General features: G+C 67.1%; 19 protein-coding genes and 1 other RNA gene. 7 read left to right on the top strand and 13 right to left on the bottom strand.

Going from position 1 to position 22,462, the window contains the following annotated elements:
• Window positions 1–54: 54 nt before the first annotated feature.
• From VL129_RS09660 to dnaX, 8 genes are all read right to left on the bottom strand, one after another.
• Window positions 55–1,245 (bottom strand): PepSY-associated TM helix domain-containing protein, encoded by a 1,191-nt coding sequence (locus VL129_RS09660; protein WP_325412509.1) that lies wholly within the window; start codon window positions 1,243–1,245, stop codon window positions 55–57.
• A gap of 58 nt (window positions 1,246–1,303) precedes the next feature.
• Window positions 1,304–3,793: a TonB-dependent siderophore receptor gene (locus tag VL129_RS09655; protein WP_325412507.1), complete on the bottom strand. Its 2,490-nt coding sequence runs from the start codon at window positions 3,791–3,793 to the stop codon at window positions 1,304–1,306.
• A 99-nt stretch (window positions 3,794–3,892) separates the two neighbouring features.
• Window positions 3,893–4,855, bottom strand: coding sequence for a FecR domain-containing protein (locus VL129_RS09650; RefSeq protein WP_325412505.1), 963 nt, complete (start codon window positions 4,853–4,855; stop codon window positions 3,893–3,895).
• 3 nt (window positions 4,856–4,858) lie between these two features.
• Window positions 4,859–5,368, bottom strand: coding sequence for a sigma-70 family RNA polymerase sigma factor (locus VL129_RS09645; protein ID WP_325412503.1), 510 nt, complete (start codon window positions 5,366–5,368; stop codon window positions 4,859–4,861).
• A 115-nt stretch (window positions 5,369–5,483) separates the two neighbouring features.
• Window positions 5,484–6,083, bottom strand: a complete 600-nt coding sequence (recR, locus tag VL129_RS09640) for a recombination mediator RecR (protein WP_325412501.1) — start codon at window positions 6,081–6,083, stop codon at window positions 5,484–5,486.
• Window positions 6,084–6,146: 63 nt separating this feature from the next.
• The gene (locus tag VL129_RS09635; protein ID WP_325412499.1) at window positions 6,147–6,821 is read right to left on the bottom strand and encodes a type 1 glutamine amidotransferase domain-containing protein; all 675 of its coding nucleotides are present in this window, start codon (window positions 6,819–6,821) and stop codon (window positions 6,147–6,149) included.
• Window positions 6,822–6,917: 96 nt separating this feature from the next.
• Window positions 6,918–7,244 carry a YbaB/EbfC family nucleoid-associated protein gene (locus tag VL129_RS09630; protein WP_325412497.1) on the bottom strand — a complete coding sequence of 109 codons (327 nt, stop codon included), beginning with the start codon at window positions 7,242–7,244 and terminating at the stop codon, window positions 6,918–6,920.
• 10 nt (window positions 7,245–7,254) lie between these two features.
• Window positions 7,255–9,222, bottom strand: a complete 1,968-nt coding sequence (gene dnaX / locus VL129_RS09625; RefSeq protein WP_325412495.1) for a DNA polymerase III subunit gamma/tau — start codon at window positions 9,220–9,222, stop codon at window positions 7,255–7,257.
• A gap of 175 nt (window positions 9,223–9,397) precedes the next feature.
• Here dnaX and ada point away from each other — a divergent pair, with 175 nt between their 5' ends.
• Both ada and VL129_RS09615 read left to right on the top strand, forming a co-directional pair.
• Window positions 9,398–10,441, top strand: coding sequence for a bifunctional DNA-binding transcriptional regulator/O6-methylguanine-DNA methyltransferase Ada (ada, locus tag VL129_RS09620; protein WP_325412493.1), 1,044 nt, complete (start codon window positions 9,398–9,400; stop codon window positions 10,439–10,441).
• 46 nt (window positions 10,442–10,487) lie between these two features.
• The gene (locus VL129_RS09615; RefSeq protein ID WP_325412491.1) at window positions 10,488–10,709 is read left to right on the top strand and encodes a DUF3820 family protein; all 222 of its coding nucleotides are present in this window, start codon (window positions 10,488–10,490) and stop codon (window positions 10,707–10,709) included.
• Window positions 10,710–10,741: 32 nt separating this feature from the next.
• Here VL129_RS09615 and ffs read toward each other — a convergent pair.
• An RNA gene (gene ffs, locus VL129_RS09610) (signal recognition particle sRNA small type) lies at window positions 10,742–10,838 on the bottom strand.
• 201 nt (window positions 10,839–11,039) lie between these two features.
• Here ffs and VL129_RS09605 point away from each other — a divergent pair.
• The 4 genes from VL129_RS09605 (at window position 11,040) to VL129_RS09590 (ending at window position 12,845) form a co-directional block, all read left to right on the top strand.
• A complete protein-coding gene (locus VL129_RS09605) occupies window positions 11,040–11,318 on the top strand; it encodes an HU family DNA-binding protein (RefSeq protein ID WP_325412489.1) in 279 nt (92 codons plus the stop codon).
• 141 nt (window positions 11,319–11,459) lie between these two features.
• On the top strand, window positions 11,460–12,344 hold the full coding sequence (locus tag VL129_RS09600; protein ID WP_325412487.1) for an MBL fold metallo-hydrolase: 885 nt from the start codon (window positions 11,460–11,462) through the stop codon (window positions 12,342–12,344).
• A 33-nt stretch (window positions 12,345–12,377) separates the two neighbouring features.
• Window positions 12,378–12,611 carry a YgaP family membrane protein gene (locus tag VL129_RS09595; protein ID WP_325412485.1) on the top strand — a complete coding sequence of 78 codons (234 nt, stop codon included), beginning with the start codon at window positions 12,378–12,380 and terminating at the stop codon, window positions 12,609–12,611.
• A gap of 42 nt (window positions 12,612–12,653) precedes the next feature.
• Window positions 12,654–12,845, top strand: coding sequence for a hypothetical protein (locus tag VL129_RS09590; RefSeq protein WP_325412483.1), 192 nt, complete (start codon window positions 12,654–12,656; stop codon window positions 12,843–12,845).
• On the opposite strand, the gene VL129_RS09585 is transcribed toward VL129_RS09590, so the two are convergent.
• From VL129_RS09585 to smc, 4 genes are all read right to left on the bottom strand, one after another.
• On the bottom strand, window positions 12,820–14,439 hold the full coding sequence (locus tag VL129_RS09585; protein WP_325412481.1) for a tetratricopeptide repeat protein: 1,620 nt from the start codon (window positions 14,437–14,439) through the stop codon (window positions 12,820–12,822). The two genes, VL129_RS09590 and VL129_RS09585, sit on opposite strands and share 26 nt — an antisense overlap.
• Before the next feature lie 155 nt (window positions 14,440–14,594).
• Window positions 14,595–16,958 carry an NAD-dependent DNA ligase LigA gene (gene ligA / locus VL129_RS09580; protein ID WP_325412479.1) on the bottom strand — a complete coding sequence of 788 codons (2,364 nt, stop codon included), beginning with the start codon at window positions 16,956–16,958 and terminating at the stop codon, window positions 14,595–14,597.
• 76 nt (window positions 16,959–17,034) lie between these two features.
• Window positions 17,035–17,832, bottom strand: coding sequence for a cell division protein ZipA (gene zipA, locus VL129_RS09575; protein ID WP_325412476.1), 798 nt, complete (start codon window positions 17,830–17,832; stop codon window positions 17,035–17,037).
• Between the two features lie 223 nt (window positions 17,833–18,055).
• Window positions 18,056–21,544: a chromosome segregation protein SMC gene (gene smc / locus VL129_RS09570; protein WP_325412474.1), complete on the bottom strand. Its 3,489-nt coding sequence runs from the start codon at window positions 21,542–21,544 to the stop codon at window positions 18,056–18,058.
• 450 nt (window positions 21,545–21,994) lie between these two features.
• On the opposite strand from smc, the gene VL129_RS09565 reads away from it, so the two are divergent.
• Window positions 21,995–22,462 (top strand): EamA family transporter (locus VL129_RS09565; protein WP_325412472.1); only part of this gene is annotated, 468 nt, incomplete at its 3' end.

The raw sequence follows: 22,462 nt of genomic DNA, 5'->3' as shown, positions 1-22,462 counted from the left end.
GTCGGCTCCGGTTTGTTATTGTGGCCGGAACCTTACCAAGCGCTTGCTTGGTTTTCAATCGGCATCCATGCCCGCCATCTCCTGCGCCTGAGAAACCCGCGTCCCGCGCCGGGCGCGCCGCTTGCGCCACCAGATCAGCGTGCCGGTGACGCACAGCACCGCGATCGCCACGCCCAGCACGGCAATCAGCACCCGGCCGGGGAAACCAAGGATGCGTCCGCCATGGATGGGCAGCTGCAGGCGGAAGAAACGCTCGCCCAGCGTGCCCTGCCCCGGGATCTCGCTGCCCAGCAAGCGGCCGTCGCTGCCGTGGAAGAACACCCAGGCATTGCCCTGGTCGCTGTCGTGGGCGCCGAACCCGGCGCCGTAGAAGTTGTACTCGAAGCTGTAGTAGAGCTCGGTCATGGGCTCGTCGAGCCCCAGCCGGCCAGCATGGCGAAGCGCATGCCCATAGGCCTCGCCGTAGCCGTAGGCGGTGGTGCCCAGTTCCTCGACGGGCAGCTGGCTGCGCGCGTGGTAGACACTGGGCTGCACCGGCGAGACCAGCGAGACCACCGGCTTGAAGACCTGCTCGGGCAGGTTCATCGCCACGCTGCTGATCGCCACCGGCAGCAGCAATAACCACAGCCATAAGCCTCCGGCGCGGTGCACATCGTAGTTGAGGCGTTGCGGCTTGACCTTCCAGGCCACCGCCCATTTGGCGAAGAACGGCCGCCCGCGCGGGAAGGTCAGTACCAGCGCCACGAAGCTGTCCACTACCCAGAGAATCGCCACGAGCCCCATCAGCCACAGACCCCAGTTACCCGGCAACGCCAGGTTGTAGTGGAACTCCAGCAGGAATGGCACCAGGTTCTGCCGGGAGAAGCAGCACTCGCCCCAATGGCGGAATCCGACTTCCTCGGCCGTCACCGCGTCCAGGTAGCGGACCACCGGTTTTTCCGCATAAGGCTGGCCGCTTTGCGGATCGTTGCGCGGGACCAGGGCCAGCAAGGCGGCATGCCCCGGCTCCTCGGGAAACTCCATGTACCACACCTGCATGCGCGGGTAGTCCTGCTCGACACGCGCCACGAGGTGTTCCGGCGGCAGCACCTCGCCGACGCCGGTCGTGTGGTGGAAGCCGGGGTTCAGCCATTCATCCAGTTCATGGTGGAAGGCCAGGACACTGCCGGTGAGACCGGCCAGTGCCAGGAACAGGGCGGTGGCCAGACCGAGATAACGGTGTAGCCGGACAAGAATCGCACGCATCGGTTATTCCTGCGGGTAGATGCGAAAGGCCGCGCGCCTGGCAGCGGCCCGAACCGGATCAGAAGTCGTAGCTGAGGGTGGCCATGACGTTGCGCTCCTCACCGTAGTAGCACTGCAGCAAGCTGTTACAGGCCGACACGTAGGTTTCATCGGTGAGGTTGTTGAGATTCAGGCGCAGCGCCACGCCGGCCAGGCCGACCTGCGTCAGGTCATAGCTCAGCGAAGCATCGAACAGGGTGTAGGACGGCAGCCGCAGGCTGTTCTCCGCATCAGCCCAGCTGTGGCCGAAGTAACGCGCCCCCGCACCCAGCTGCAGGCCCCCGCGGAAGCGGTAATCGGCCCACAGGGCGGCCATGTGACGCGCCACCGCGTTCGGCGTATTGCCACGGTTGTTGACCCCGGCGGCACCGACGAAGTCCTTGGAATACTCGACATCCAGGTAGGTGTAACTGGCCAGCACGCTGGCGTTCTCCAGCGGCTGGAAGCGCGCCTCCAGCTCCACGCCCCGAGAGGTGATTTCGCCCACCGCGCGGAAGAAGTTCTCATTGGAATCCTTGCTGGCCAGGTTGGTCTGCCGCAGCTCGAAGACCGACAGGGTATAGAGGTCGTCGCGACCCTGTGGCTGGTACTTCAAACCGGCTTCGCCCTGCTGACCCTTGGTGGGTTCCAGCAGGCTGATGTCGTAGGTCGAACCGTTGTAGTTGTAGGCCGCTGTGGTATTGGGATTGAAGGACTCCGCGTAGCTGACGTAGGGCGACAGGCCGTTGTCGAAGGCATACAGCACACCGACCCGTCCGGTCAGCTGCTCCTGAGTGGCGTTGTCGGCCTGATCCCCGTACAGCGACTCGGTCTGCTCGAAGCCGACGTCCACCCAGTCGTGGCGCAAGCCCAGGGAGAAACGCCAGTTGTCCAGGGCCAGCAGGTCCTGCACATACAGGCCGGTCTGCTCCAGACGCCGGCTTTCATCGTACTGGTGGTAGAAGCTGTAGTTCGCTACGGGACGTGATGCGGCGTAGGGATTCACCGGGCTCACCGTACCGCCGTCGTAGCTCACCTTGGCCTTGCGGCGCTGGTAGTCCAGGCCGGCCACCAAGGTGTGGCTGAGCCTTCCGGTGTCGAATTCGAATTGCAGCTGGTTGTCGATCGTCCAGGCATGCAGCGCTTCTTCGGCCCCGGTGTAGGCGCGATAGAGATCCCCCGGGGCACCGTAGCCGTAGTCGTCCAGGGTGTAGCCGTACTGGTAGACCTGCTCGGAATCCACTTGGGCGTCCAGGTACTGGAAGTTCTGCCGAGCCGAAACCACCTCGTTGAAGCGGTGTTCGAGCTGGTAGCCGAACAGCTGCTGATCGCGCTCGAAGCGCTCGCGGTCCTTCTCGCCTTCGAAGAAGCTACGCGGGATGCGCTGGCCCCGGTAGGGGCGAACTGTGCCCTCGGCCGGCAAGCCGCCGTGATAGCCGCTTTCCGGGTCGCGCTGGAGCAGCGCCTGCAGGGTCAGGCGGGTCGCCTCGCCCAGCTCCAGGCTCAGCGAGGGCATCAGCGCGAAGCGTTGCTCCTCGATGTCGTCCACCTGGTTGCCGGCGTCGCGCGCCACGCCGGCCAGGCGATAGGCCAGCCGCTCCTGCTCGCCCAGCGGGCCGGTGACGTCGAATGCCAGCTGCTGGTAATCATTGCTGCCGGCGGACAATTGCAGCTGATTGCGGCGCGCGTATTCGGGCTTCTTGGTGGTCATCGCCACCAGCCCGCCGGGCAGGCTGCGGCCATAGAGCACCGAAGACGGCCCCTTGAGGATATCGATCCGCTCCAGTAAGAACGGATCCACCTGCAGGCTGCTATAGGTGCCACTGTCGCCCATCAGCTTCAGGCCATCGAGGTAGAGGTTGTCCACCGCACCGTCGGTGATGCCGCGCAGGGCCACGTAGTCGTAACGCGTAGTGGCACCGTATGGGCTGCTCATCAGCCCGGGGGTGTAACGCACCGCCTGGGCGACGCTGCGGGCGCCCTGGTCGTCCATCTGCGCGCGGGTCACCACCGATACGCTCTGCGAGGTTTCCAGCAGCGGCATGCTGGTCTTGGTCGCCACGCTGCTGTGGGTCGCCTGGTAACCCTCCATGCTGCCCAGCGCGTTGCCCAGCGCGAACACCTGGGTGGCCTGCAACTCCAGCGCGCCCTGCTCCGCCCGGGCTAGCAGGGTAAAGCCGCCCTGCCCGTCGCTGCGCGCCTGCAAGCCGCTGCCGCCCAGCAGCACCGCCAGTCCCTGCTCCGGCGTGTAGCGGCCGTTCAGCCCCGGCGACTGCTTGCCGGCAGTCAGTCCGCCATCCGCCGCTAGCAGGATGCCCGCTTCGCTGGCGAAGCGGCTGAGCGCTGTCGACAGGGGCCCCGCCGGAATGCTGTAGCTGCGTGGCGCCTGCTGCTGGCTGCCCGGCTCGGCGGCCTGGGCGACCGCTGTCCAGCCGGGCAACAACAGCAGCGGCGCTGCCAGCGCGGCAGCCTGAATGGCGCGGGACAGCGGCGAGGAGACGAATACGGCAAGTGAACCTGTGCGGTGCATGGCATACCTCGAATCGGTAAGGCGTCGAAACGCCGGGGTACTACCAAGGCCACGTCACGGCAAAAAAGGGGAACCGTAAATGCGAAATATTTTTATTTATTAGGAGATCCGGGGCTCGATGCTGACCCACCAGGGCAGCGGACGGTGGATGCGCACCGGCAACGTCTCGGCCAGCGCACGCAGCACCCGGCCTGTGTCCGCCAAGGGGAAGGCTCCCACCAGGCGCAGGTCGGCCACCTGCGGTGCGCAGCCCAGGTAGCCTCGCCGGTAGCGGGACAGCTCGACCACGAAATCACCCAGGCGCATGTCGTCGGCCAGCAGCATGCCGCGGCTCCAGGCCACCTCGCGCTCCTCGTTCATGCTCAGCAGTTGACTGGGTAATGGACCGCCGAACCGCAAACCCTGGCCCGCGTCGAGCCGCCGCGACGCACCCTGCGGCTCCAATAGCTCGACCCTGCCGGCATACACCGCCAGGTGGCCGACGTCCTGATCCAGGCGCATGCTGAAGCGCGCCGCCATGGCTTTCACTGCGCCCTTGGGCGACTGCAGTAGCAGTGGTCGCGGATCAGTCGCCAGCTCCACCAGTAGCTCGCCACGGTGCAGCGTGAGGTGGCGCTGGGCGCCGGAGAGATCCACATCCAGCGCCGTGTCGGTGTTCAGCCATACCCGCGAGGTATCTGCCAGGCGCTCCTCCCGCATCTCACCCACGGCCGTGCGCAGGGTCGCGTTCCAAACGTTCCAGGGTGCCTGGCGTAGCCCGGCGTAGCCCAGGACGCCGCTGCCGCAGAGCAGCGCCAGCATCTTCAGGTGCTGGCGACGGGTGACGGGGGCTCGCAGAGCCACGCCGGCCGCTTTACGGCAGGCTTCGTCAGGAAGCGTATGGAAGGGCCGGCTGATCGCTTCGACGCGCGCCCACGCCGACGCATGCTCCGGGCACGCCTGCAGCCAAAGACGCCAGGCCTCGCGCTCCGCCGGGCTGGGCGCGTCCTGCAGAATGGCGAACCATTCCGCCGCTTGCTGCAGGGTGTCGAATGCACTGCCGTTCGGCTCCGTGATCGCCATGGGTTACTCCGCGCAACAGGTCAGGCAGTGCAACATGGCCTGAGCCATGTACTTCTTCACCATGCGCTCGCTGACCCCCAGGCGCTCGGCGATGCAGGCGTAGCCCAGGCCATCGAGCTGGGAAAGCAGGAAGGCCGTGCGCACCTTGTGGGGCAGGCGCGCCAGTAGGGCATCCAGACGCAGCAGGGTCTCGACGATCTCCGCCTGCTCCTCGGGCGATCCCGCCACGGCTTCGGGTTGCCGGGCCAGCGCCTCCAGATAGGCACGTTCGATGGCCTGTCGGCGCCAGTGGTTGATCAGCAGTCCGCGGGCGATGGTCGCCAGATAGGCGCGCGGCTCACGCAGCAGGCTCAGCTCGCGCTCCCTGGCGAGAATGCGCAGGAAGGTGTCCTGGGCCAGATCGGCCGCCTGTTCCGAACAGCCCAGTTGTCGGCGCAGCCACAGGCGCAACCAGCCGTGATGAGCGCTGTACAGCCGTTGCAGCTGGTCCGGGTCGCATACGCGGGTCGTCATGGCCCTGCCCTGTCTTGAATCGAAGATCGCGAATGCTAACGCTTCTCATCTATGCCGGACAGCGGGTGAATGCGGATTTATCTGCGGGCCGTCTGAACCCGCCAGCGAAGGTGCCTCAGAGCGTCAGCGGCTTGCGTCCCGCCAGGGCATGCGCCAGGGTGCCGCCATCGACCAGCTCCAGCTCGCCACCCAGCGGCACGCCGTGGGCGATGCGCGACACCACCAGGCCCTTGGGCAGCAGCAACTGGGCGATGTAATGGGCGGTCGCCTCGCCTTCCACGGTGGGGTTGGTGGCCAGGATCACTTCGCTGAAGCCGCCCTGGGCAATGCGCTCGAGCAGCTCGGGAACGCCGATGGCTTCCGGCCCCAGGCCGTCCAGCGGCGACAAATGCCCCTTGAGCACGAAATAACGTCCGCGAAAACCGGTCTGGTCGACGGCGAAGACGTCCAGCGGGCTCTGCACCACGCACAACAGGCTGTCGTCACGGCGCGGGTCGCTGCATTGCGGGCAGATGTCGTCTTCGCTGAGGGTGCGGCACTGGCGACAGTAGCCCACCCCTTCCATGGCCTGGCGCAGCGCCTCGGCCAGGCGCAGCCCGCCGCTGCGGTCGCGCTCCAGCAGCTGCAGGGCCATGCGTTGCGCGGTCTTCTGGCCGACGCCGGGCAGGATGCGCAGGGCGTCGATGAGCTGGCGGATCAGCGGAGTGAAACTCATGGGAACTACTGCCGGACTGCTGGAAAGACGCGGGTTATACCCGCGCCCGCCAGCAGGCGTCAATCAGGCCCGCTGCGCCTGTTCCAGGGCTTCCAGCACACGGCGGGCGGCCAGTTCGCTGGACGCCGGGTTCTGTCCGGTGATCAGGTTGTGGTCGCGGATCACGAACGGCGCAAAGCTCTCGCCCACCTCTACCAGGCCACCCAGTTCGCGCAGCGTGCTTTCCAGCAGGAACGGCACGGCCTGCTCCAGGCCCATGGCCATTTCCTCCGCGTCGCTGAAGGCCGTCAGCTGGCGACCCTCGACCAGCGGCAAGCCATCCTGCCGCTCTGCCCCAACGAAGGCCGATGGCCCATGACAGACCGCCGCCCAGATCTTCTTCTGGGCATCGAATTCGGCCAGCAGGCGCCCCAGCACCGGATGCCCGGGCAGATCGAACACGGTGCCATGGCCGCCAGGCAGGAAGATGGCGTCGAAATCGCGGGCACTCAGCCGGGTGTCCAGCACCTCGGTGTCGCGCAGGAGCTCACGGGCGCGCTGCCATTCCGGGCGCTCGTCTTCGACGCTGCGTGGATCCAGGGGCGTGGCGCCGCCTTGCGGGCTGGCCACGCGTACCCGGCAGCCGGCGTCGAGGAAGATCTGGTAGGGAATGGCAAATTCCTCCAGCCACAGGCCGGTGGGTTCGCCATTGAGCAGGCGGTCAGCGCTGGTGACCACCATCAGGATGTGCCGGCTCATTGTCCGTCTCCGCCATTCAGGGTGTGAAGGCAAGACCACGGCGCGGCACGGAGGTTCGCATCGGCACCGGCGAGGCCGGTGCCGTGCCATGCCTCGTCAGAAGGGCATCTTGAAGCCGGGCGGCAGCTGCATGCCGGCAGTCATGCCGGACATCTTTTCCTGGCTGTTCTTCTCGATCTTGCGCACCGCGTCGTTGACGGCGGCGGCGATCAGATCTTCGAGGATGTCCTTGTCTTCCTGCATCAGGCTGTCGTCCAGGCTGACGCGCTTGACGTCATGGCGACCGTTCATCACCACGCTGACCAGCCCGGCGCCGGCCTGGCCGGTCACCTCGGCGTTGGCCAGCTCTTCCTGCATCTTCTGCATCTTTTCCTGCATCTGCTGGGCCTGCTTCATCAGGCCTGCCATGCCACCTTTCATCATGATGGGTTCCTCAGGTGTTCAAGGGTTCGATGGAGTCCGGGCGAATCGTCGCGCCGAACTGTTGGATCATTTCGCGCACCAGCGGGTCGTCGTGGATCGACTGCTCGGCCTGTTGTTGACGCTCGGCACGCCAGCGGGCGGCGGCCTGGGCGGGGGTTTCCTGTTCGGGTCGAACGATTTCGACCTCCAGTTGCACACTGCGTCCCAGGTACTGGTTGAGCGCCTCGTTCATGCGCCGCAACTGGGCCGCATTGAACAGCGCGCTCTGGGTCGGTTCCAGATGCAGGCGCCAGACGTCCCCCGCCGCCATCAGCGAACAGTTGGCGGCGATGCTGGCGGTCAAACCGGCCAGGCCCAGGCGCGGGTAGATATCCAGCCACTCGGCGGCCAGTCCGGTGGCCGGCTGCGCGGCGGGCAACTCCGGCTCGGCCGGGGATGGCGCGTCGGCCGGCTCCACGTAGTCGTAGCTGGCCAGGGAATCGTAATAATCATCGGCCGGAGGCGGCGGCTCGTCATCCTCCAGGCTGTCATCGGCTTCGGCAGCCAATTCCGGGACCGGCGCTTTCTGTTCGGCCACCGGTTCGGGCGCCGGCTCGCTCACAACCGGAGCGGGCGACTCCTCCCAGGGCAGATCGATCCTTCCTTTCTCTTGCGCTACCGGCGCCACGGGCGGTGGGGCCGTAACCGGCGCGGGTTTCGCCACCGCGCTTCGCGGAGCCGGAGCCGGAGCCGGAGCCGGAGCCGCCACAGGCTCGGGGCGTGCCGGCGGCGCGGCAACTGGCGCAGGCGCAGCCGCTACAGGTGCCGAGCCGGCCACGCTTGCGGTGCCGGGATCAGCCGTGGCCGGGCTGATCCCCGTCGGCTTTAAAGGGGCGCGCGGCCCGCCTTCGGCATCCGCCGGACGGAAGGCCAGCATGCGCAGCAGGACCATTTCGAAACCGCTGCGCGGATCCGGGGCCAGCGGCAGGTCGCGGCGGCCGATCAGCCCCATCTGGTAATAGAACTGCACATCTTCTGCCGGCAGTGCGCCGGCCAGCTCCAGCACACGCTCGCGGTCGCCCTGGCCGTTGTCCACGGCATCCGGCAGCACCTGGGCGATGGCCACGCGGTGCAGCACGTTGAGCATTTCGGCCAGCACGCCGTTCCAATCCGGGCCCTGCTCGGCCAGGTGGCGCACGGCTTCCATCAAGGCCCGGGCATCGCCGTCCAGCAAGGCATGCAGCACGCCATAGACCTGGCCGTGATCGAGGGTGCCGAGCATGCTGCGCACGTCCGCGGCCAGCACCTTGCCCTCGCCGAAGGCGATCGCCTGGTCGGTAAGGCTCATGGCATCGCGCATCGAGCCGTCGGCGGCGCGGCCGAGCAGCCACAGGGCGTCCGGTTCGAAGGGCACGCTCTCGGCGGTCAGCACATGGGTCAGGTGCTCGACCACGCGCTCCGGCGGCATGTTCTTCAGCGAGAACTGCAGGCAGCGCGACAGGATGGTGACCGGCAGCTTCTGCGGATCGGTGGTGGCCAGCAGGAACTTGACGTGCGGCGGCGGCTCTTCCAGCGTCTTGAGCAGGGCGTTGAACGAGTGCGTGGACAGCATGTGCACTTCGTCGATCAGGTAGACCTTGTAACGCCCGCGGGTCGGCGCGTACTGCACGTTCTCCAGCAGCTCGCGGGTGTCCTCCACCTTGGTGCGACTGGCGGCGTCGACTTCGATCAGGTCGACGAAGCGACCCTCGTCGATCTCGCGGCACACCGAGCACTGGCCGCAGGGCGTGGAGCTGACGCCGGTCTCGCAGTTCAGGCACTTGGCCAGGATGCGCGCGATGGTGGTCTTGCCCACCCCGCGGGTGCCGGTGAACAGGTAGGCATGGTGCAGGCGCTGGCTGTCCAGGGCGTTGATCAGAGCCTTGAGCACGTGGGTCTGGCCGACCATCTCGCGGAAGCTGCGCGGGCGCCATTTGCGTGCAAGAACCTGATAACTCATCGGAAGCCGTCGTGCGGAAAGGAAAGGCGGTCATCCTAGCGGAGCAAGGCGCAAATTGCATCCGCCCATCCACGGGCTGCGCATTGCCGCAAGAGAACTGCAGCGCAAGGCCCGGAGTGTTTTTCTGCCGCACGGGATTAACATGCGGGACATCAACTCGCCGGGAGGCTGCGCCATGAATCAGGCTTCTCTTTCTGCCGACCCACGCTGGCACGCCGTGCGCGGGCGAGACAGCAGCGCAACCTTCATCTATGCGGTGCTCACCACCGGTATCTACTGCCGACCGGGTTGCCCGTCACGACTGCCATTACCGGAGAACGTCCGCTTCTTCGCCTCGTCGCAGGAGGCCGAAGCGGCCGGCTACCGGCCCTGCCAGCGCTGCATGGCCCAGGACAAGCGCGCCCAGCAGACGGCGCGGATCATCGCCGCCTGCCGCCATCTGGAGAACACCACGGAGATGCCCGATCTGAACGCACTGGCGCGTGAAGCCGGGTTCAGTCCCGGGCATTTTCACCGGCTGTTCAAGGCCCATACCGGCCTGACACCGCGCGCCTATGCCGAGGCGCAACGTGCCCAGCGCCTGCGTGGCGAGCTGGAACAGGGCCGCTCGGTGACCGAGGCCCTGTACAGTGCCGGCTTCGGTTCCAGCGGACGGCTGTATGCCGCCACCGACCAGGTGCTGGGCATGACCCCGACGCGCTATCGCCAGGGCGGCAGCAGGGAAACCATTCGCTACGTACTGGGCGAATCCAGCCTGGGCACGGTGCTGGTCGGCCAGAGCAGCCGGGGCATCTGCGCCATCCTGCTCGGCGATGCCGCCGACACCCTGCTGGCCGAGCTGCGCGGGCGTTTCCCGCAGGCCGAACTGCAGCCTGGCGAGAGCGGCTTCGAGACGCTGATCGGCCAGGTGATTCAACTGATCGAAAACCCGCGCCTGGGACTGGCGCTGCCGCTGGACATTCGCGGCACCGCCTTCCAGGCGCGCGTCTGGCAGGCGCTGCGCGAGATTCCGCCCGGCGCCACCCTCAGCTATGCGCAGCTGGCCGCACGGCTCGACCTGCCCAAGGCGGTACGCGCCGTGGCTGGCGCCTGCGCGGCCAACAGCCTGGCGGTGGCGATTCCCTGCCACCGCATCGTGCGCAGCGATGGCGAACTGTCCGGTTACCGCTGGGGCGTGGCGCGCAAGCGCGAACTGCTGCGGCGCGAACGGCAAGACTGAAGGGCAGCCGGCTGGCAGAATGGCCGACTTTTCCGCGAGACCGTCCATGAAGCCCGAAGACCTTGTCCTGCTGGTGACGCGCAGCATGCCCTACGGCAAATATGAAGGCCGCCTGATCGCCGACCTGCCCGGCGATTACCTGGGCTGGTTCGCCCGCAAGGGCTTTCCCAAGGGGGAAATCGGCCGGCTGCTGGCACTGATGCACGAGATCGATCACAACGGACTGAACGCGTTGCTCGAGCCGTTGCGCAGGAATCGGGGAAACTGAAGGAGGAACAGCGAGGGGAAGATGGAGGCGAACCCCACCAGCCACACCCCGGCACACGATGTCACCGCTACGGTTGCTCCCTTCCGGGCCTGGCCGGGTTCACGGCTGATCATTGCGGGGGGACCGATGGGGCCCGCCATAACGCGCCTCGCCTGGCGGCGAGTGGGCGCCATTGTACCGGCTTACCGCCAACTTACAACCAGGCCGGCGAGAAAAAGCCAGTCGCGACAAATACTTGCCTTTACAGCGGCGGATCACCACAGCGAGAAGCGTTCTCCTCGGCCCGCGCGCCGGTTAGACTCGCGCCTTTCCTACCCTGTGGAGTACCCCATGGCCCTCAGCAAGCTGCAGCTGATCACCGATCTCGCCGAATCCACCGACCTGCCCAAAGCCCAGGTTCGCGACCTGCTTGATCAGCTCGCCCAGATCGCCAGCGACGCACTGGAGAACGGCGAGGAACTCACCCTCCCCGGCATTGGCAAGCTCAAGGTCAGCGAACGTCCGGCCCGCACCGGCCGTAACCCCCAAACTGGCGCCAGCATCGAGATCGCCGCCCGCAAGGTGGTCAAGTTCGTGCCGGCCAAGGCCCTGAGCGACGCCATCAACTGATTGCCGCCCCGCGCGCTGTGCCCGGCACAGCGCCGCCTGCCCCGCATCGGGCACATCACCCCGCATTACCACTCGAAGGCATAGGCACGCGCCAAAAAGTCCAGTACTCTTTCCGCCCTGAATACCCCTTGGAGTATCAGCATGAGTTGCGACGCATCCTCGAAGCTGCAAATCGTGCCCTTCTTCGACTCCGCCACCAGCACCTACAGCTACGTGGTGGCCGATACCGACAGCCGCCAGTGCGCCCTGATCGACGCCGTGCTCGATTACGCGCCAGCCTCCGGCCGCACGTCCCACGATAGCGCCGAACGGATGATCGCCCACGTCCGCGAACAGGGCCTGAACGTGCAGTGGATCCTGGAAACCCATGTGCATGCTGACCACCTGAGTGCCGGCCACTACCTGCGCGCCCAGCTCGGCGGCCGCCTGGCCATCGGCGAGCAGGTGCGCACGGTGCAGGACACCTTCGCCACCCTGTTCAACGTGGAACCGGGCTTTGCCCGTGACGGCAGCCAGTTCGACCAGCTGTTCCGCGACGGCGACACCTTCGAGGTCGGCGGTATCCCCGCCCGCGCCCTGCATACCCCCGGGCATACCCCGGCGTGCATGAGCTACCTGATCGGCGATGCCGTGTTCGTCGGCGACACCCTGTTCATGCCCGATTACGGCACCGCGCGCTGCGACTTCCCCGGTGGCGATGCGCGCACCCTGTACCGGTCGATTCACCAGAAGCTGTTCACCCTGCCGGACGCGACCCGGGTCTTTCTGTGCCACGACTATCTGGCACCGGGCCGCGAGCAGCACCAGTGCGAAACCCGCATCGGCGAGGAACGCCTGGGCAATGTGCATGTGCGCGAAGGTATCGACGAGGACAGCTTCGTCGCCATGCGCCAGGCTCGCGATGCCGAGCTGGACATGCCGACGCTGATCCTGCCCTCGGTGCAGGTGAACATGCGCGCCGGCCAGCTGCCGCCGGCGGAAGACAACGGCACCCGCTACCTGAAGATTCCACTCGACGTGCTCTAGGGCACGTTTCCCTGCTGAAAGGAGAAGTACGCAATGAAGAAGAACATCGGCGGCATCGACAAGAGCATCCGTATCCTGGTCGGCGTCACGCTGATCGTCTGGGCCGTTGCCGGCGGGCCGATCTGGGCCTGGATCGGCGTCCTGCCCCTGTTCACCGGTCTGATCGGCTGGTGCCCGGCGTACCTGCCGTTCGGCCTCAGCTCCTGCAAGAGCGGTGGTGGCTGCGGCAACGGCGGCAGCTGCGGCTGCGGTGGCGACAAGAAGTAACGATCATGGGGGCCAGGGACGGCCCACTTTCAGGAGTCCGCCATGCACGACAATCGACCCACCTACCGCGTCAGCGCCGATCGCCACTCGGCCAGCCGCCGGGTTCGCTATGTGGAACGTTCCGCCGCCAGTGACGACTGTCAGCTGTGTCAGCTGGATACCACGCGCTTCCCGGATGATCCCCAGCCGGCCTGTGACGCACGTCCGCTCAACGACCCGAAGCAGCCAGACTGACGTCGGCGCCCGACCAGATCCGCTCCAGACGCTGGCGCACCTCGCCGGCCTCCTCGGTGCGCTGCTGAGCCTGCAGGCTGCGCGCCAGGCCGTGCAACGACCAGCCGTTATCCGGAAAACGCCGCAAATCTTCCCGGAATGTCTGTTCCGCCGCCTCGTTCTGCCCAGCATCAAGCAGCACGTTGCCCAGCTCCTGACGCACCGGCACCGTCCGTTCCGGCGGCTCGCCGTAGGTCAGGGCATCCTCCAGGCGCGCCGCCTCTCGCAGGTGTTCGGCCGCCTCCTGCGGTTTGCCCTGCCCCGCCGCGATCTGCCCCTCCAGCACCTGGCTGGCGATGGCCAGCACCGCGCCGGAGCTGTTGAACTCCATCCGTAGCTCGGCCATGCGCGGGTCCTGGGCGATGGTGCGCAGCGCGGCCAGCTCGTCACCGGCCGCGTCCGCATCCCCCTGGGCGACCAGCGCCCTGCCCCGTGCGTAATGCCACATGCCGCGTGCGTGCGGCAGATCCGTCGGCGGCGCCGGCACGGCGAGCAGTTCCTCCCAGCGCCCGAAGCGCACATCCATCTGCAGATGACGCGTCATGTGGTGCTGCAGGAAGGTCATGCCCGGCTCGCGCAGCATCGGCTCGGGAACCAGTTCGGCGATCTTGCGCGACGCTGCCAGCGCCTGCTCGCTGCGCCCGATCATGCTGGCGGCGAAGGCCAGGAAGTCATAGTTGTGCGGGTAGTAGCCGGCGACATACACCCCGAACGCCGGGTTCTGGTCGCGAATGAAGGTTTCATCGGCATGCACCGCATGCTCGTTGGCGCGGATGGCGTCCTCGTAGCGGCCGACGCGGATGTAGATGTGACCCGGCATGTGTACCAGATGACCCGCGCCCGGCATCAGCCCGGCCAGGCGCTCGGCGCAGGGCACCGCGCGCTCCGGCTGCACGGCCTCGACGGCGTGGATGAAGAAGTGGCAGGCACCGGGATGCTGGGGATTGGCGGCGATGACCCGCTCCAGCTGGGCAAGTATCTGCGGCGTGTCCGGACGCGGTTCGCCGCCGGGCTCCCAGTACTGCCAGGGGCTGAGGTCCATCAGCGCCTCGGCATACAGCGCGGCGGCGTCCTGATTGTCCGGATAGAGGCGCACCGCCTTGCCCATGGCCTCGGCGTAGGCGCGATCCAGTGCACTGCGATCCTCCGGAGGCGGGCTGGAATAACGCGTCGCCAGGGCCTCGATCAGCGTCCGCTCGGCGGCGTCGGCCTGACCTTCCCGCGCCCGTTGCAGCGCCGCCAGGGCCGGCTCGGCGGCGGCGGGGTCCATCGGCGCGTTGATGTTCGGGCCGAGCGAGAGGGCAACGCCCCAGTGGCACATGGCGCAGGCGGGATCCAGCCGGGCGGCTTCGCTGAAGGCGCGGATCGCTTCCTGATGGTTGAAGGCGTAATACAGGCGCAAGCCCTGGTCGAAATAGCGCTGCGCCTGCGGGTCGCTGGTGGTGATGCGGTAATGGTACGTGCCGAGGTTGTCGTACAGCGGCACGGGGGATTCCTGGGCGGCCTGCCCCGTGCCCGAGGCCAGCAGGAGGAACAGCGCGAGGGGGTGCAGCAAGTGGCAAACAGGGTTCCGGCGGTTCACGGCATCATTCTCCCGGTGGGGTTGATCCGCGGCGGGAGCCGGTTCCTGCGCTCTCGTCGGCTGCCAGAAACGCTAGTGAACGCACCCGGCCCGCGCAACGACCGCTGGCCGGGTACCGTGCAACGGGCTCAGCCGTCGAGTTCCGCCAGGAAGCCCAGAAAAGCCTCCTCGTCGAGCACCTTCACGCCCAGCTCGGTGGCTTTGGCCAGCTTCGAGCCGGCGCCCGGTCCGGCGACCACCGCAGTGGTCTTCGCCGACACCGAGCCGGCCACCTTGGCGCCCAGCCCCTCCAGGCGTTCCTTGCCCTGCTCGCGGCTCATGCTTTCCAGGGTGCCGGTCAGCACCCAGGTCTGGCCGGCCAGCGGCAGGCCGGCGGCCTGCTGGCGCTCGCTTTCCCAGTGCATACCGAAGGCGCGCAACTGCGCCTCGATGGCACGGGCGCGCTGGACGTTTTCCGGCTGATCGAAGAACTCGCGCAGCGAGCGTGCCGCCTTCTCGGTCAGGCGTTCCACCTGGCGCAGGTCCAGCCAGTCGGCGGTGAGGATCGCCTCCAGCGAACCGAACCGATCGGCCAGTTTCTGCGCACCGGTCACGGCGATGTGCGGGATGTTCAGCTTGCCGAGCAGTTCGGGCAGCGTGGCGCAGGCGGCGAATTCGGCATGCAGCTCACCCTCGCCCTGCAGGCGCAGCTGCTCCAGCAGCCGGGCGATCACCTGGCGGTTGTGGTCGTCCAGGAAGAAGTGGCTGATCTCGTGGGCGACTTCCAGGCCCACATCCGGCAGCCAGGTCAGCACTTCCGGCAGCGCCACCTGGATGCGCGCCAGGGAACCCAGGGCGCGAGCCAGCAGCTTGGCGGTCTCCTCGCCCACGTCCGGAATGCCCAGCGCGTAGATGAAGCGCGCCAGGGTCGGCGTGCGGCTGTGTTCAATGGCGGCCAGCAGGTTGCGCGTCGACAGGTCGGCGAAGCCGTCCAGCACGATGATCTGCTCGTAGGCCAGGGTGAAGAGATCGGCCGGGGAATTCACCAGGCCGCGATCCACCAGCTGTTCGACGATCTTGTCGCCCAGACCGTCGATGTCCATGGCGCGCCGCGAGACGAAGTGGATGATCGCCTGCTTGAGCTGCGCCCGGCAGCTCAGGCGGCCGATGCAACGGTACACCGCCCCTTCGCTGACCGACTCGCGGCCCTTGCCGCGCTTGATCAACTGGGTGCGCTCCACCGCCGAGCCACACACCGGGCATTGCTCGGGCACGTGCACCGCGCGGGCGTCGGCCGGGCGGCGCTCGGCGATCACGCCGAGAATCTGCGGAATCACGTCGCCGGCGCGGCGCACGATCACCGTGTCGCCGATCATCACACCGAGGCGCGCCACCTCGTCCATGTTGTGCAGGGTGGCGTTGGACACCGTGACCCCCGCCACCTGCACGGGCTTCAAGCGCGCCACCGGGGTGATCGCCCCGGTACGGCCGACCTGGAATTCCACGTCCAGCAGTTCGGTGAGCTCCTCACGGGCCGGGAACTTGTGGGCGATCGCCCAGCGCGGCTCGCGGGCCCGGAAGCCCAGCTCGCGCTGCTGGGCAATGGCGTTGACCTTGAACACCACGCCATCGATTTCATAGGCCAGGCCGTCACGCCGGGCACCGATATCGTCGTAATAGGCACGGCATTCGGCCACGCCCTTGGCACGCTTCAGCTCGCGGCTGATCGGCAGCCCCCAGCGCTTGAAGGCGTGCAGGATCTCGATGTGCGTGCCCGGCAACTCGCCGTCACAGCGCCCGACACCGTAGGTGCAGAACTCCAGCGGCCGGCTGGCGGTGATCTTCGGATCGAGCTGGCGCAGGCTGCCGGCGGCGGCGTTGCGCGGGTTGGCGAAGGGTTTGCCGCCGCTTTCCAGCTGGCGGGCATTCAGCGCTTCGAAGCCCGCCTTGGGCATGTAGATTTCGCCGCGCACTTCCAGCACCGCCGGCCAGCCTTCGCCGTGCAGCTTCAGGGGAATGTTGCGCACGGTGCGCACGTTGGCGCTGATGTCCTCGCCGACGCTGCCATCGCCCCGGGTGGCGCCGCGCACCAGCACACCATTCTCGTAGAGCAGGCTGACCGCCAGGCCATCGAGCTTGGGTTCGCAGCTGTAGTCGACCTCCGCGCCACCACCGAACAGATCGCCTGCCGGCAGGTCCAGGCCTTCGCGCACGCGGCGATCGAAATCGAGCAGGTCCTGCTCCTCGAAGGCGTTGCCCAGGCTGAGCATGGGAATTTCGTGACGGATCTGGCCGAACGCCGCCAACGCTTCGCCGCCGACCCGCTGGGTGGGCGACTCGGGGGTGACCAGTTCGGGGTGTTCGGCCTCCAGGGCCTGTAATTCACGGAACAGCCGGTCGTATTCCGCGTCGGGAACCGTCGGCTGGTCGAGCACGTAGTAGCGGTAGTTGTGGGCGTCGATCTCGCTGCGCAGGGCGGCAAGGCGTTCGGCGGCGGTCTGGGCGTCGGTCATTGAAGAGCCTCAAGCTGCACACGACAAGCCGCAAGCTCCAGGCTTACCGCGTGAGGCTTGCAGCTTGCAGCTGTCTTCAGCGTTGTTTGGTCAGGTGCCGGCGCTCGAAGTCGGTGATGCGCTGGCGGTAATGTTCGATGGTCTGCGCAGTCAGCACGCTGCGCTGGTCATCCTTGAGTTCACCGTCCAGCTCGTGGGCGAGCTTGCGGGCGGCAGCGATCATCACATCGAAGGCCTGCTTGGGATGGCGCGGCCCCGGCAGGCCGAGGAAGAAGCTCACGGCACGGGTGGTGAACAGATCGATGTCATCCAGGTCAAAGGTGCCCGGCTTGACGCCGTTGGCCATGGAGAACAGCACCTCGCCGTGGCCGGTCATGCTTTCGTGGCGATGGAAGATGTCCATGTCACCGAAACGCAGTCCGCTTTCCAGGATGCTCTGCAGCAGTTCGGGACCCTTGAAGCCCAGCGGATCGCGGCACACGACGTTGATCACCAGCAGCTCTTCCATCGGCGCATCCTCGGACGCGTCACGGGGCGCATGGACATCGCCTTCGTCCAGCGGATTGAGCAGCGTCGGCACCGGCTCGTCGAATTCCAGGTCGCGCTGACGGGCCGCAGCCGCAGCGCGTGCGGTGGGTGCGCCAGCGCGACGCGGCAGGTCGCCCAGCGCGGGCTCCGCGCTGCGCACCACGCGCACCGGACCCAGCACTTCGTCGTCACTGTCAGTGTCGGCCAGGGATTCGGCCAGGCGGCGATCCAGCTTGAACTTCAGGGTGCCCTTGCCGCCGCGCATGCGCCGCCAGCCATCGAAGAGAATGCCGGCGATCACGATGATGCCGATGATGATCAGCCATTCCCGCAGACCGAATTCCATAAAAACCTTTGACCTCTGAAGATGAAGAACGGGCAACCGGACGAAACCGCTTCGACAAGCTCCCTGTCGCCCGGTTTCCGGCCCGCGAATAAAAACGGTCGTTGCTAACTGTCTGTTCCCGCTGGAGTTTCCGGCGGGGTAAAAAAGAGCCCATAAACTAGCATGGCATTCCGCCGTTTTGCACCGATCGGTTCCCCTTTCCCGCCGAAGCGCCGCGCGTGACTCAGGCCTCGGCCAGGGCCACGGCTTCCTCGACATCCACCGCCACCAGCCGCGAGCAGCCGGGCTCGTGCATGGTCACGCCCATCAGCTGATCGGCCATTTCCATGGCGATCTTGTTGTGGGTGATGTAGATGAACTGCACCTTCTCCGACATGTCCTTCACCAGCCGGGCGTAGCGGCCCACGTTGGCATCGTCCAGCGGGGCATCCACCTCGTCGAGCATGCAGAACGGCGCCGGATTGAGCTGGAAGATGGCGAACACCAGTGCCAGGGCGGTCAGCGCCTTCTCGCCGCCGGACAACAGGTGGATGGTGCTGTTCTTCTTGCCCGGCGGCCGGGCCATGATCGCCACCCCTGTATCGAGTAGATCCTCACCGGTTAGTTCCAGGTAGGCATTGCCGCCACCGAACACCTTGGGGAACAGCGCCTGCAGGCCGTTGTTGATCTGGTCGAAGGTGTCCTTGAAGCGCGTGCGGGTTTCCTTGTCGATCTTGCGGATTACGTTTTCCAGGGTGTCCAGCGCTTCCACCAGATCGTCGTTCTGCGCGTCCAGGTAGCGCTTGCGCTCGGACTGCTGCTGGTATTCGTCGATGGCCGCCAGGTTGATCGGCCCCAGGCGCTGGATGCGCCCCGCCAGCTGTTCCAGCGCGGCTTCCCAGGCGCTGTCACTGGCATCGGCCGGCAGCATGGACAGCACCGCGTGCAGCTCGTAACCGTCTTCCTGCAACTGATCCTGTAGCGCCTTGCTGCGCACGCTCAGGGTCTGCCAGTCGAGGCGCTGCTGCTCCATCTGCCCACGCAGCAAGGCCGCCTGTTGCTCGGCCTGGCTGCGGCGCTTCTCGGCGTTGCGCAGTTCGCGGTCGGCGTCTTCCAGGGCCAGGCGGGCGTGCTGCAGTTCCTCTTCCACCGCCATGCGCTGGTCGAGCAGTTCTTCGAGCTTCATGCGCAGCTCTTCCAGCGGCGCGGCACCCTCTTCCAGGTTCAGCGACAGCTGTTCGCGGCGCTCCTGGGCGCGCTCGAACTGCAGGCTCAGGCGTTCCAGCGCCTGGCGGGTCGATTCATGCTGGGCGCGCAGCGAGCCGATGCGCACCGCCAACTGGTGGGCGTGATCCTTGTGGCGCGCCGCGTCCTGGCGGGTACGTTCCAGCGACTCGCGCAAGGCGTCGCGCTTGGCCAGTAGTTCCTCGCGGCGGCTGCCGTCCTGTTCCATGGCCTCCCGGGCGTCCTGCAGGTGCAGACGGGCTTCGCCGAGCTGCTCCTGCTCGATGGCCGCCTGCTCGGTTGCCTCGACCAGCTCCTCATCCAGCCGGCGCCGGCGCAGGGCCAGTTGCTCGACCTTGGTCTGCTGGGAGGACAACTGGGCCTTGCACTCGCCCAGGCGCCGCGCCTCGTCCTGACTGCGGCGGCGCAGCTGCTCGCGCTGCGCTTCCAGCTCGCGCTGCTCGCCGCGCAGGCGCTGCAGGCGTTCTTCCAGCACTTCCAGCTCGGCGGCGCGCTCGTCACGTTCGGCCTGCAGCGTCTCCAGCTCCTGGGCGCGGGCCAGCACACCGGATTCCGCCTCGCCGGCACGGCGCACCCGCAGGAAATGCCGGCCGACCCAGTAGCCGTCGCGGCTGATCAGGCTCTCGCCATCCTGCAGGCGGGCACGTTGCAGCAGTGCATCGTCCAGGCTTTCCACCGGGCGCACGCGACCGAGCCAGGGCGCCAGATCGACCGGCGAGTCCACCAGCTCCAGCAGGCTGCCCGGCAGCCGCGCGGCATTCTCGGCCGGGCTGAACAGGCGCAGCTCGCCCTGGCCGAAGCCGGACAGGTTGCAGCCGTCGAAATCCTCCAGCAGCACGGCCTGCAGGTCGGCGCCGAGCACGGTTTCCACCGCCAGCTCCCAGCCCGAGCGCACGCGCAAGCCATCGGCCAGACGGGGCTGACGCTCCAGCAACTGGCTCTTCAGCCAGTCGGCGACCCCCTGACCGGGGTTCAGCGCGGCCTGCTGCAGCGCCTCCAGCGAAGCGATGCGCCCGTTGAGACGCTGCAGGTCGCCCTGCGCCTGCTGCTGGGCCTGGGTGGCCTGCTGCAGTTCATTGCGCAGCGCTTCCAGGCGTTCCTGCTGGGCGCCCTCCTCCAGCTGCAACTCTTCCAGCTGCAGCTCGCTGGCGGCCAGCTGTTCGCTCAGCTCGAGGACGGCGGCGTCCTGCGGATCGGCGGCCAGTTGGGCATGTTCGTCACGCAACCGGCGCTCGCGTTCGGCCAGGCGCTCCAGGCTCTGTTCCAGCTGCACGATGCGCGCCTGCTGCACCTCGGCGGCGCGGCGTGGCTCGGCGCTCAGCTGGTTGAAGGCGTCCCACTGCTCCTGCCAGCCGCGCATGCCCTCCTCGGCTTCCTCGAGAACGGCCTGGGCTTCTTCGGCGGACAGCAGGCTGGCTTCCTGCTCGGGTTCGAGCATGGCCAGTTCTTCGGTAAGGGACTCCAGCCGGGCGCGGTCCTGGCCCAGGTGCTGCTCGGTTTCCTGGCGCTGCCGCTCGGCGTCGCGCAGGTCGTCCTGCAACTGGCGCAGGCGCTGCTGGCCGTGGGTGATGCTCTGCTCGACCCGGGCGATGTCGCCGCCTACCGAATAGAAGCGCGCCTGTACCTGATTGAAGCGTTCGGACAGCTCGTGGTGCCCGTCACGCAGGCGCTCGATGCTGGCGTCGGCGTTGCGCTGCTCGGCGACCAGCGCCTCGAAGGCGACTTCCTGGTCGGTGATGATCTTTTCCCGCTGGCCGGCCTGTTCGTTCAGCGCCTGCCAGCGCATGGCGGTGAGCTGGGCCTTGAGCTCGCGTTCCTCGGCCTTGTAGGCCTGGTACTTCTCGGCGGCCTGGGCCTGGCGATGCAGACGGTCGAGCTGACGTTCCAGCTCCTCGCGCAGGTCGGACAGGCGCGCCAGGTTTTCCTGGGTGCGGCGGATGCGGTTCTCGGTCTCGCGGCGACGCTCCTTATACTTGGAGATGCCGGCGGCTTCCTCGATGTAATTGCGCAGGTCCTCGGGCTTGGCCTCGATCAGCTTGGAGATCATGCCCTGCTCGATGATCGAATAGCTGCGCGGTCCCAGACCGGTGCCGAGGAAGATGTCGGTGATGTCGCGCCGACGGCACTTCACGCCGTTGAGGAAGTAGGTGTTCTGGCTGTCGCGGGTCACCCGGCGGCGGATGGAGATTTCCGCGTAGGCGGCGTACTCGCCCACCAGGCTGCCGTCGGAGTTGTCGAAGATCAGCTCGATGCTGGCCTGGGTCACCGGCTTGCGGGTGTTGGAGCCATTGAAGATGACGTCGGTCATCGACTCGCCGCGCAGGTTCTTCGCCGAGCTTTCGCCCATCACCCAGCGCACCGCGTCGATGATGTTGGACTTGCCGCAGCCATTGGGGCCGACCACCGCCGCCATGTTGCTGGGGAAGTGCACCGTGGTGGGATCGACGAAGGACTTGAAGCCGGCCAGCTTGATGCACTTCAGGCGCATGAACGTTCCCCGTTCGCGATAGCGGACCCTGCCCGGAGGCCGGAGGTGTGAGCCAGGGGGTGACGGCACCTGCGCCGGACCCGATCGTTCGACCCCTTCAACGTCATGGGTTTCCTTGGTAGCTGTACTGCGCACTCGCGAAAGCAGCCCGGCGGACCTGAAACGGCCCAGGCAGACGGCGGCGGCGACTCTGCAAAGGCGGCGGAGTGTATCACAGGGCCAGCAGCGGAAAAGGCGACCCCACCCAGCAGATCACGGGCGTTCCGGCCGGATCGCCACCACTCCCCTCGACCCTGTTCAACCCGGATGCAGAGAGGTGGGAGTCAACTTGGAATGCCCCTCTGCTGGGGTGGTATTACGTGGAGAGCTCTGGCGCCCCCTTCTCATTCGCCATGGCAGGAGTATGCTCGGCTGCCCTTGCCGCTCCGCCGCTGCCTGCCGTCCGTTTCCATGCCGAATTCCGCCGCTCCGTTTAGCCGCCCGACCGCGGTGCTTATCCTCGCCTGCCTGGCCTGTACCTTCGCCTCCAACCACATTGCCGCACGCCAGGCGTTCGATGCCGGTGCCGGTGTACTGCTGGCGATCCTGTTCCGCTCCGGGCTGGCCCTGCTGGTACTCGCCGCCCTGCTGCTGGTGCAACGGCAACGCTGGCGGCTGCCCGCCGGCACGGGTGGCTGGCAACTGTTGCTGGGCCTGCTGATCGCGGCGCAAAGCCTGTGCCTCTATTCGGCGGTAGCGCGCATTCCGGTCGCCCTGGCCCTGCTGGTGGCCAATGCCTTCCCCATCCTGCTGGCCCTGCTCACCTGGCTGCTCGGCGGCCCGGCGCCGGGCCGGCGCACGCTGCTGCTGATGGGTCTGATCCTGCTCGGCCTGGTCCTGGCGCTGAATGTGCCGGTGCTGTTAAGCGGCGCCCCGGTG

Origin of the sequence: Pseudomonas sp., assembly GCF_035497915.1 — a bacterium.
GTDB lineage: Bacteria > Pseudomonadota > Gammaproteobacteria > Pseudomonadales > Pseudomonadaceae > Serpens.
The sequence above is the reverse complement of the archived record's forward strand: the minus strand, read 5'-3'. Positions and strand labels throughout refer to the sequence as shown.

Bases quoted from the DNA above. Each gene is read 5' to 3' on its own strand.
- VL129_RS09655 (WP_325412507.1), bottom strand. From the start codon at position 3,793: ATGCACCGCACAGGTTCACTTGCCGTATTCGTCTCCTCGCCGCTGTCC.
- VL129_RS09645 (WP_325412503.1), bottom strand. From the start codon at position 5,368: ATGACGACCCGCGTATGCGACCCGGACCAGCTGCAACGGCTGTACAGC.
- VL129_RS09660 (WP_325412509.1), bottom strand. From the start codon at position 1,245: ATGCGTGCGATTCTTGTCCGGCTACACCGTTATCTCGGTCTGGCCACC.
- ligA (WP_325412479.1), bottom strand. From the start codon at position 16,958: ATGACCGACGCCCAGACCGCCGCCGAACGCCTTGCCGCCCTGCGCAGC.
- VL129_RS09635 (WP_325412499.1), bottom strand. From the start codon at position 6,821: ATGAGCCGGCACATCCTGATGGTGGTCACCAGCGCTGACCGCCTGCTC.
- smc (WP_325412474.1), bottom strand. From the start codon at position 21,544: ATGCGCCTGAAGTGCATCAAGCTGGCCGGCTTCAAGTCCTTCGTCGAT.
- VL129_RS09595 (WP_325412485.1), top strand. From the start codon at position 12,378: ATGAAGAAGAACATCGGCGGCATCGACAAGAGCATCCGTATCCTGGTC.
- ada (WP_325412493.1), top strand. From the start codon at position 9,398: ATGAATCAGGCTTCTCTTTCTGCCGACCCACGCTGGCACGCCGTGCGC.
- zipA (WP_325412476.1), bottom strand. From the start codon at position 17,832: ATGGAATTCGGTCTGCGGGAATGGCTGATCATCATCGGCATCATCGTG.
- VL129_RS09615 (WP_325412491.1), top strand. From the start codon at position 10,488: ATGAAGCCCGAAGACCTTGTCCTGCTGGTGACGCGCAGCATGCCCTAC.
- VL129_RS09590 (WP_325412483.1), top strand. From the start codon at position 12,654: ATGCACGACAATCGACCCACCTACCGCGTCAGCGCCGATCGCCACTCG.
- recR (WP_325412501.1), bottom strand. From the start codon at position 6,083: ATGAGTTTCACTCCGCTGATCCGCCAGCTCATCGACGCCCTGCGCATC.
- VL129_RS09650 (WP_325412505.1), bottom strand. From the start codon at position 4,855: ATGGCGATCACGGAGCCGAACGGCAGTGCATTCGACACCCTGCAGCAA.
- VL129_RS09630 (WP_325412497.1), bottom strand. From the start codon at position 7,244: ATGATGAAAGGTGGCATGGCAGGCCTGATGAAGCAGGCCCAGCAGATG.
- VL129_RS09605 (WP_325412489.1), top strand. From the start codon at position 11,040: ATGGCCCTCAGCAAGCTGCAGCTGATCACCGATCTCGCCGAATCCACC.
- VL129_RS09600 (WP_325412487.1), top strand. From the start codon at position 11,460: ATGAGTTGCGACGCATCCTCGAAGCTGCAAATCGTGCCCTTCTTCGAC.
- dnaX (WP_325412495.1), bottom strand. From the start codon at position 9,222: ATGAGTTATCAGGTTCTTGCACGCAAATGGCGCCCGCGCAGCTTCCGC.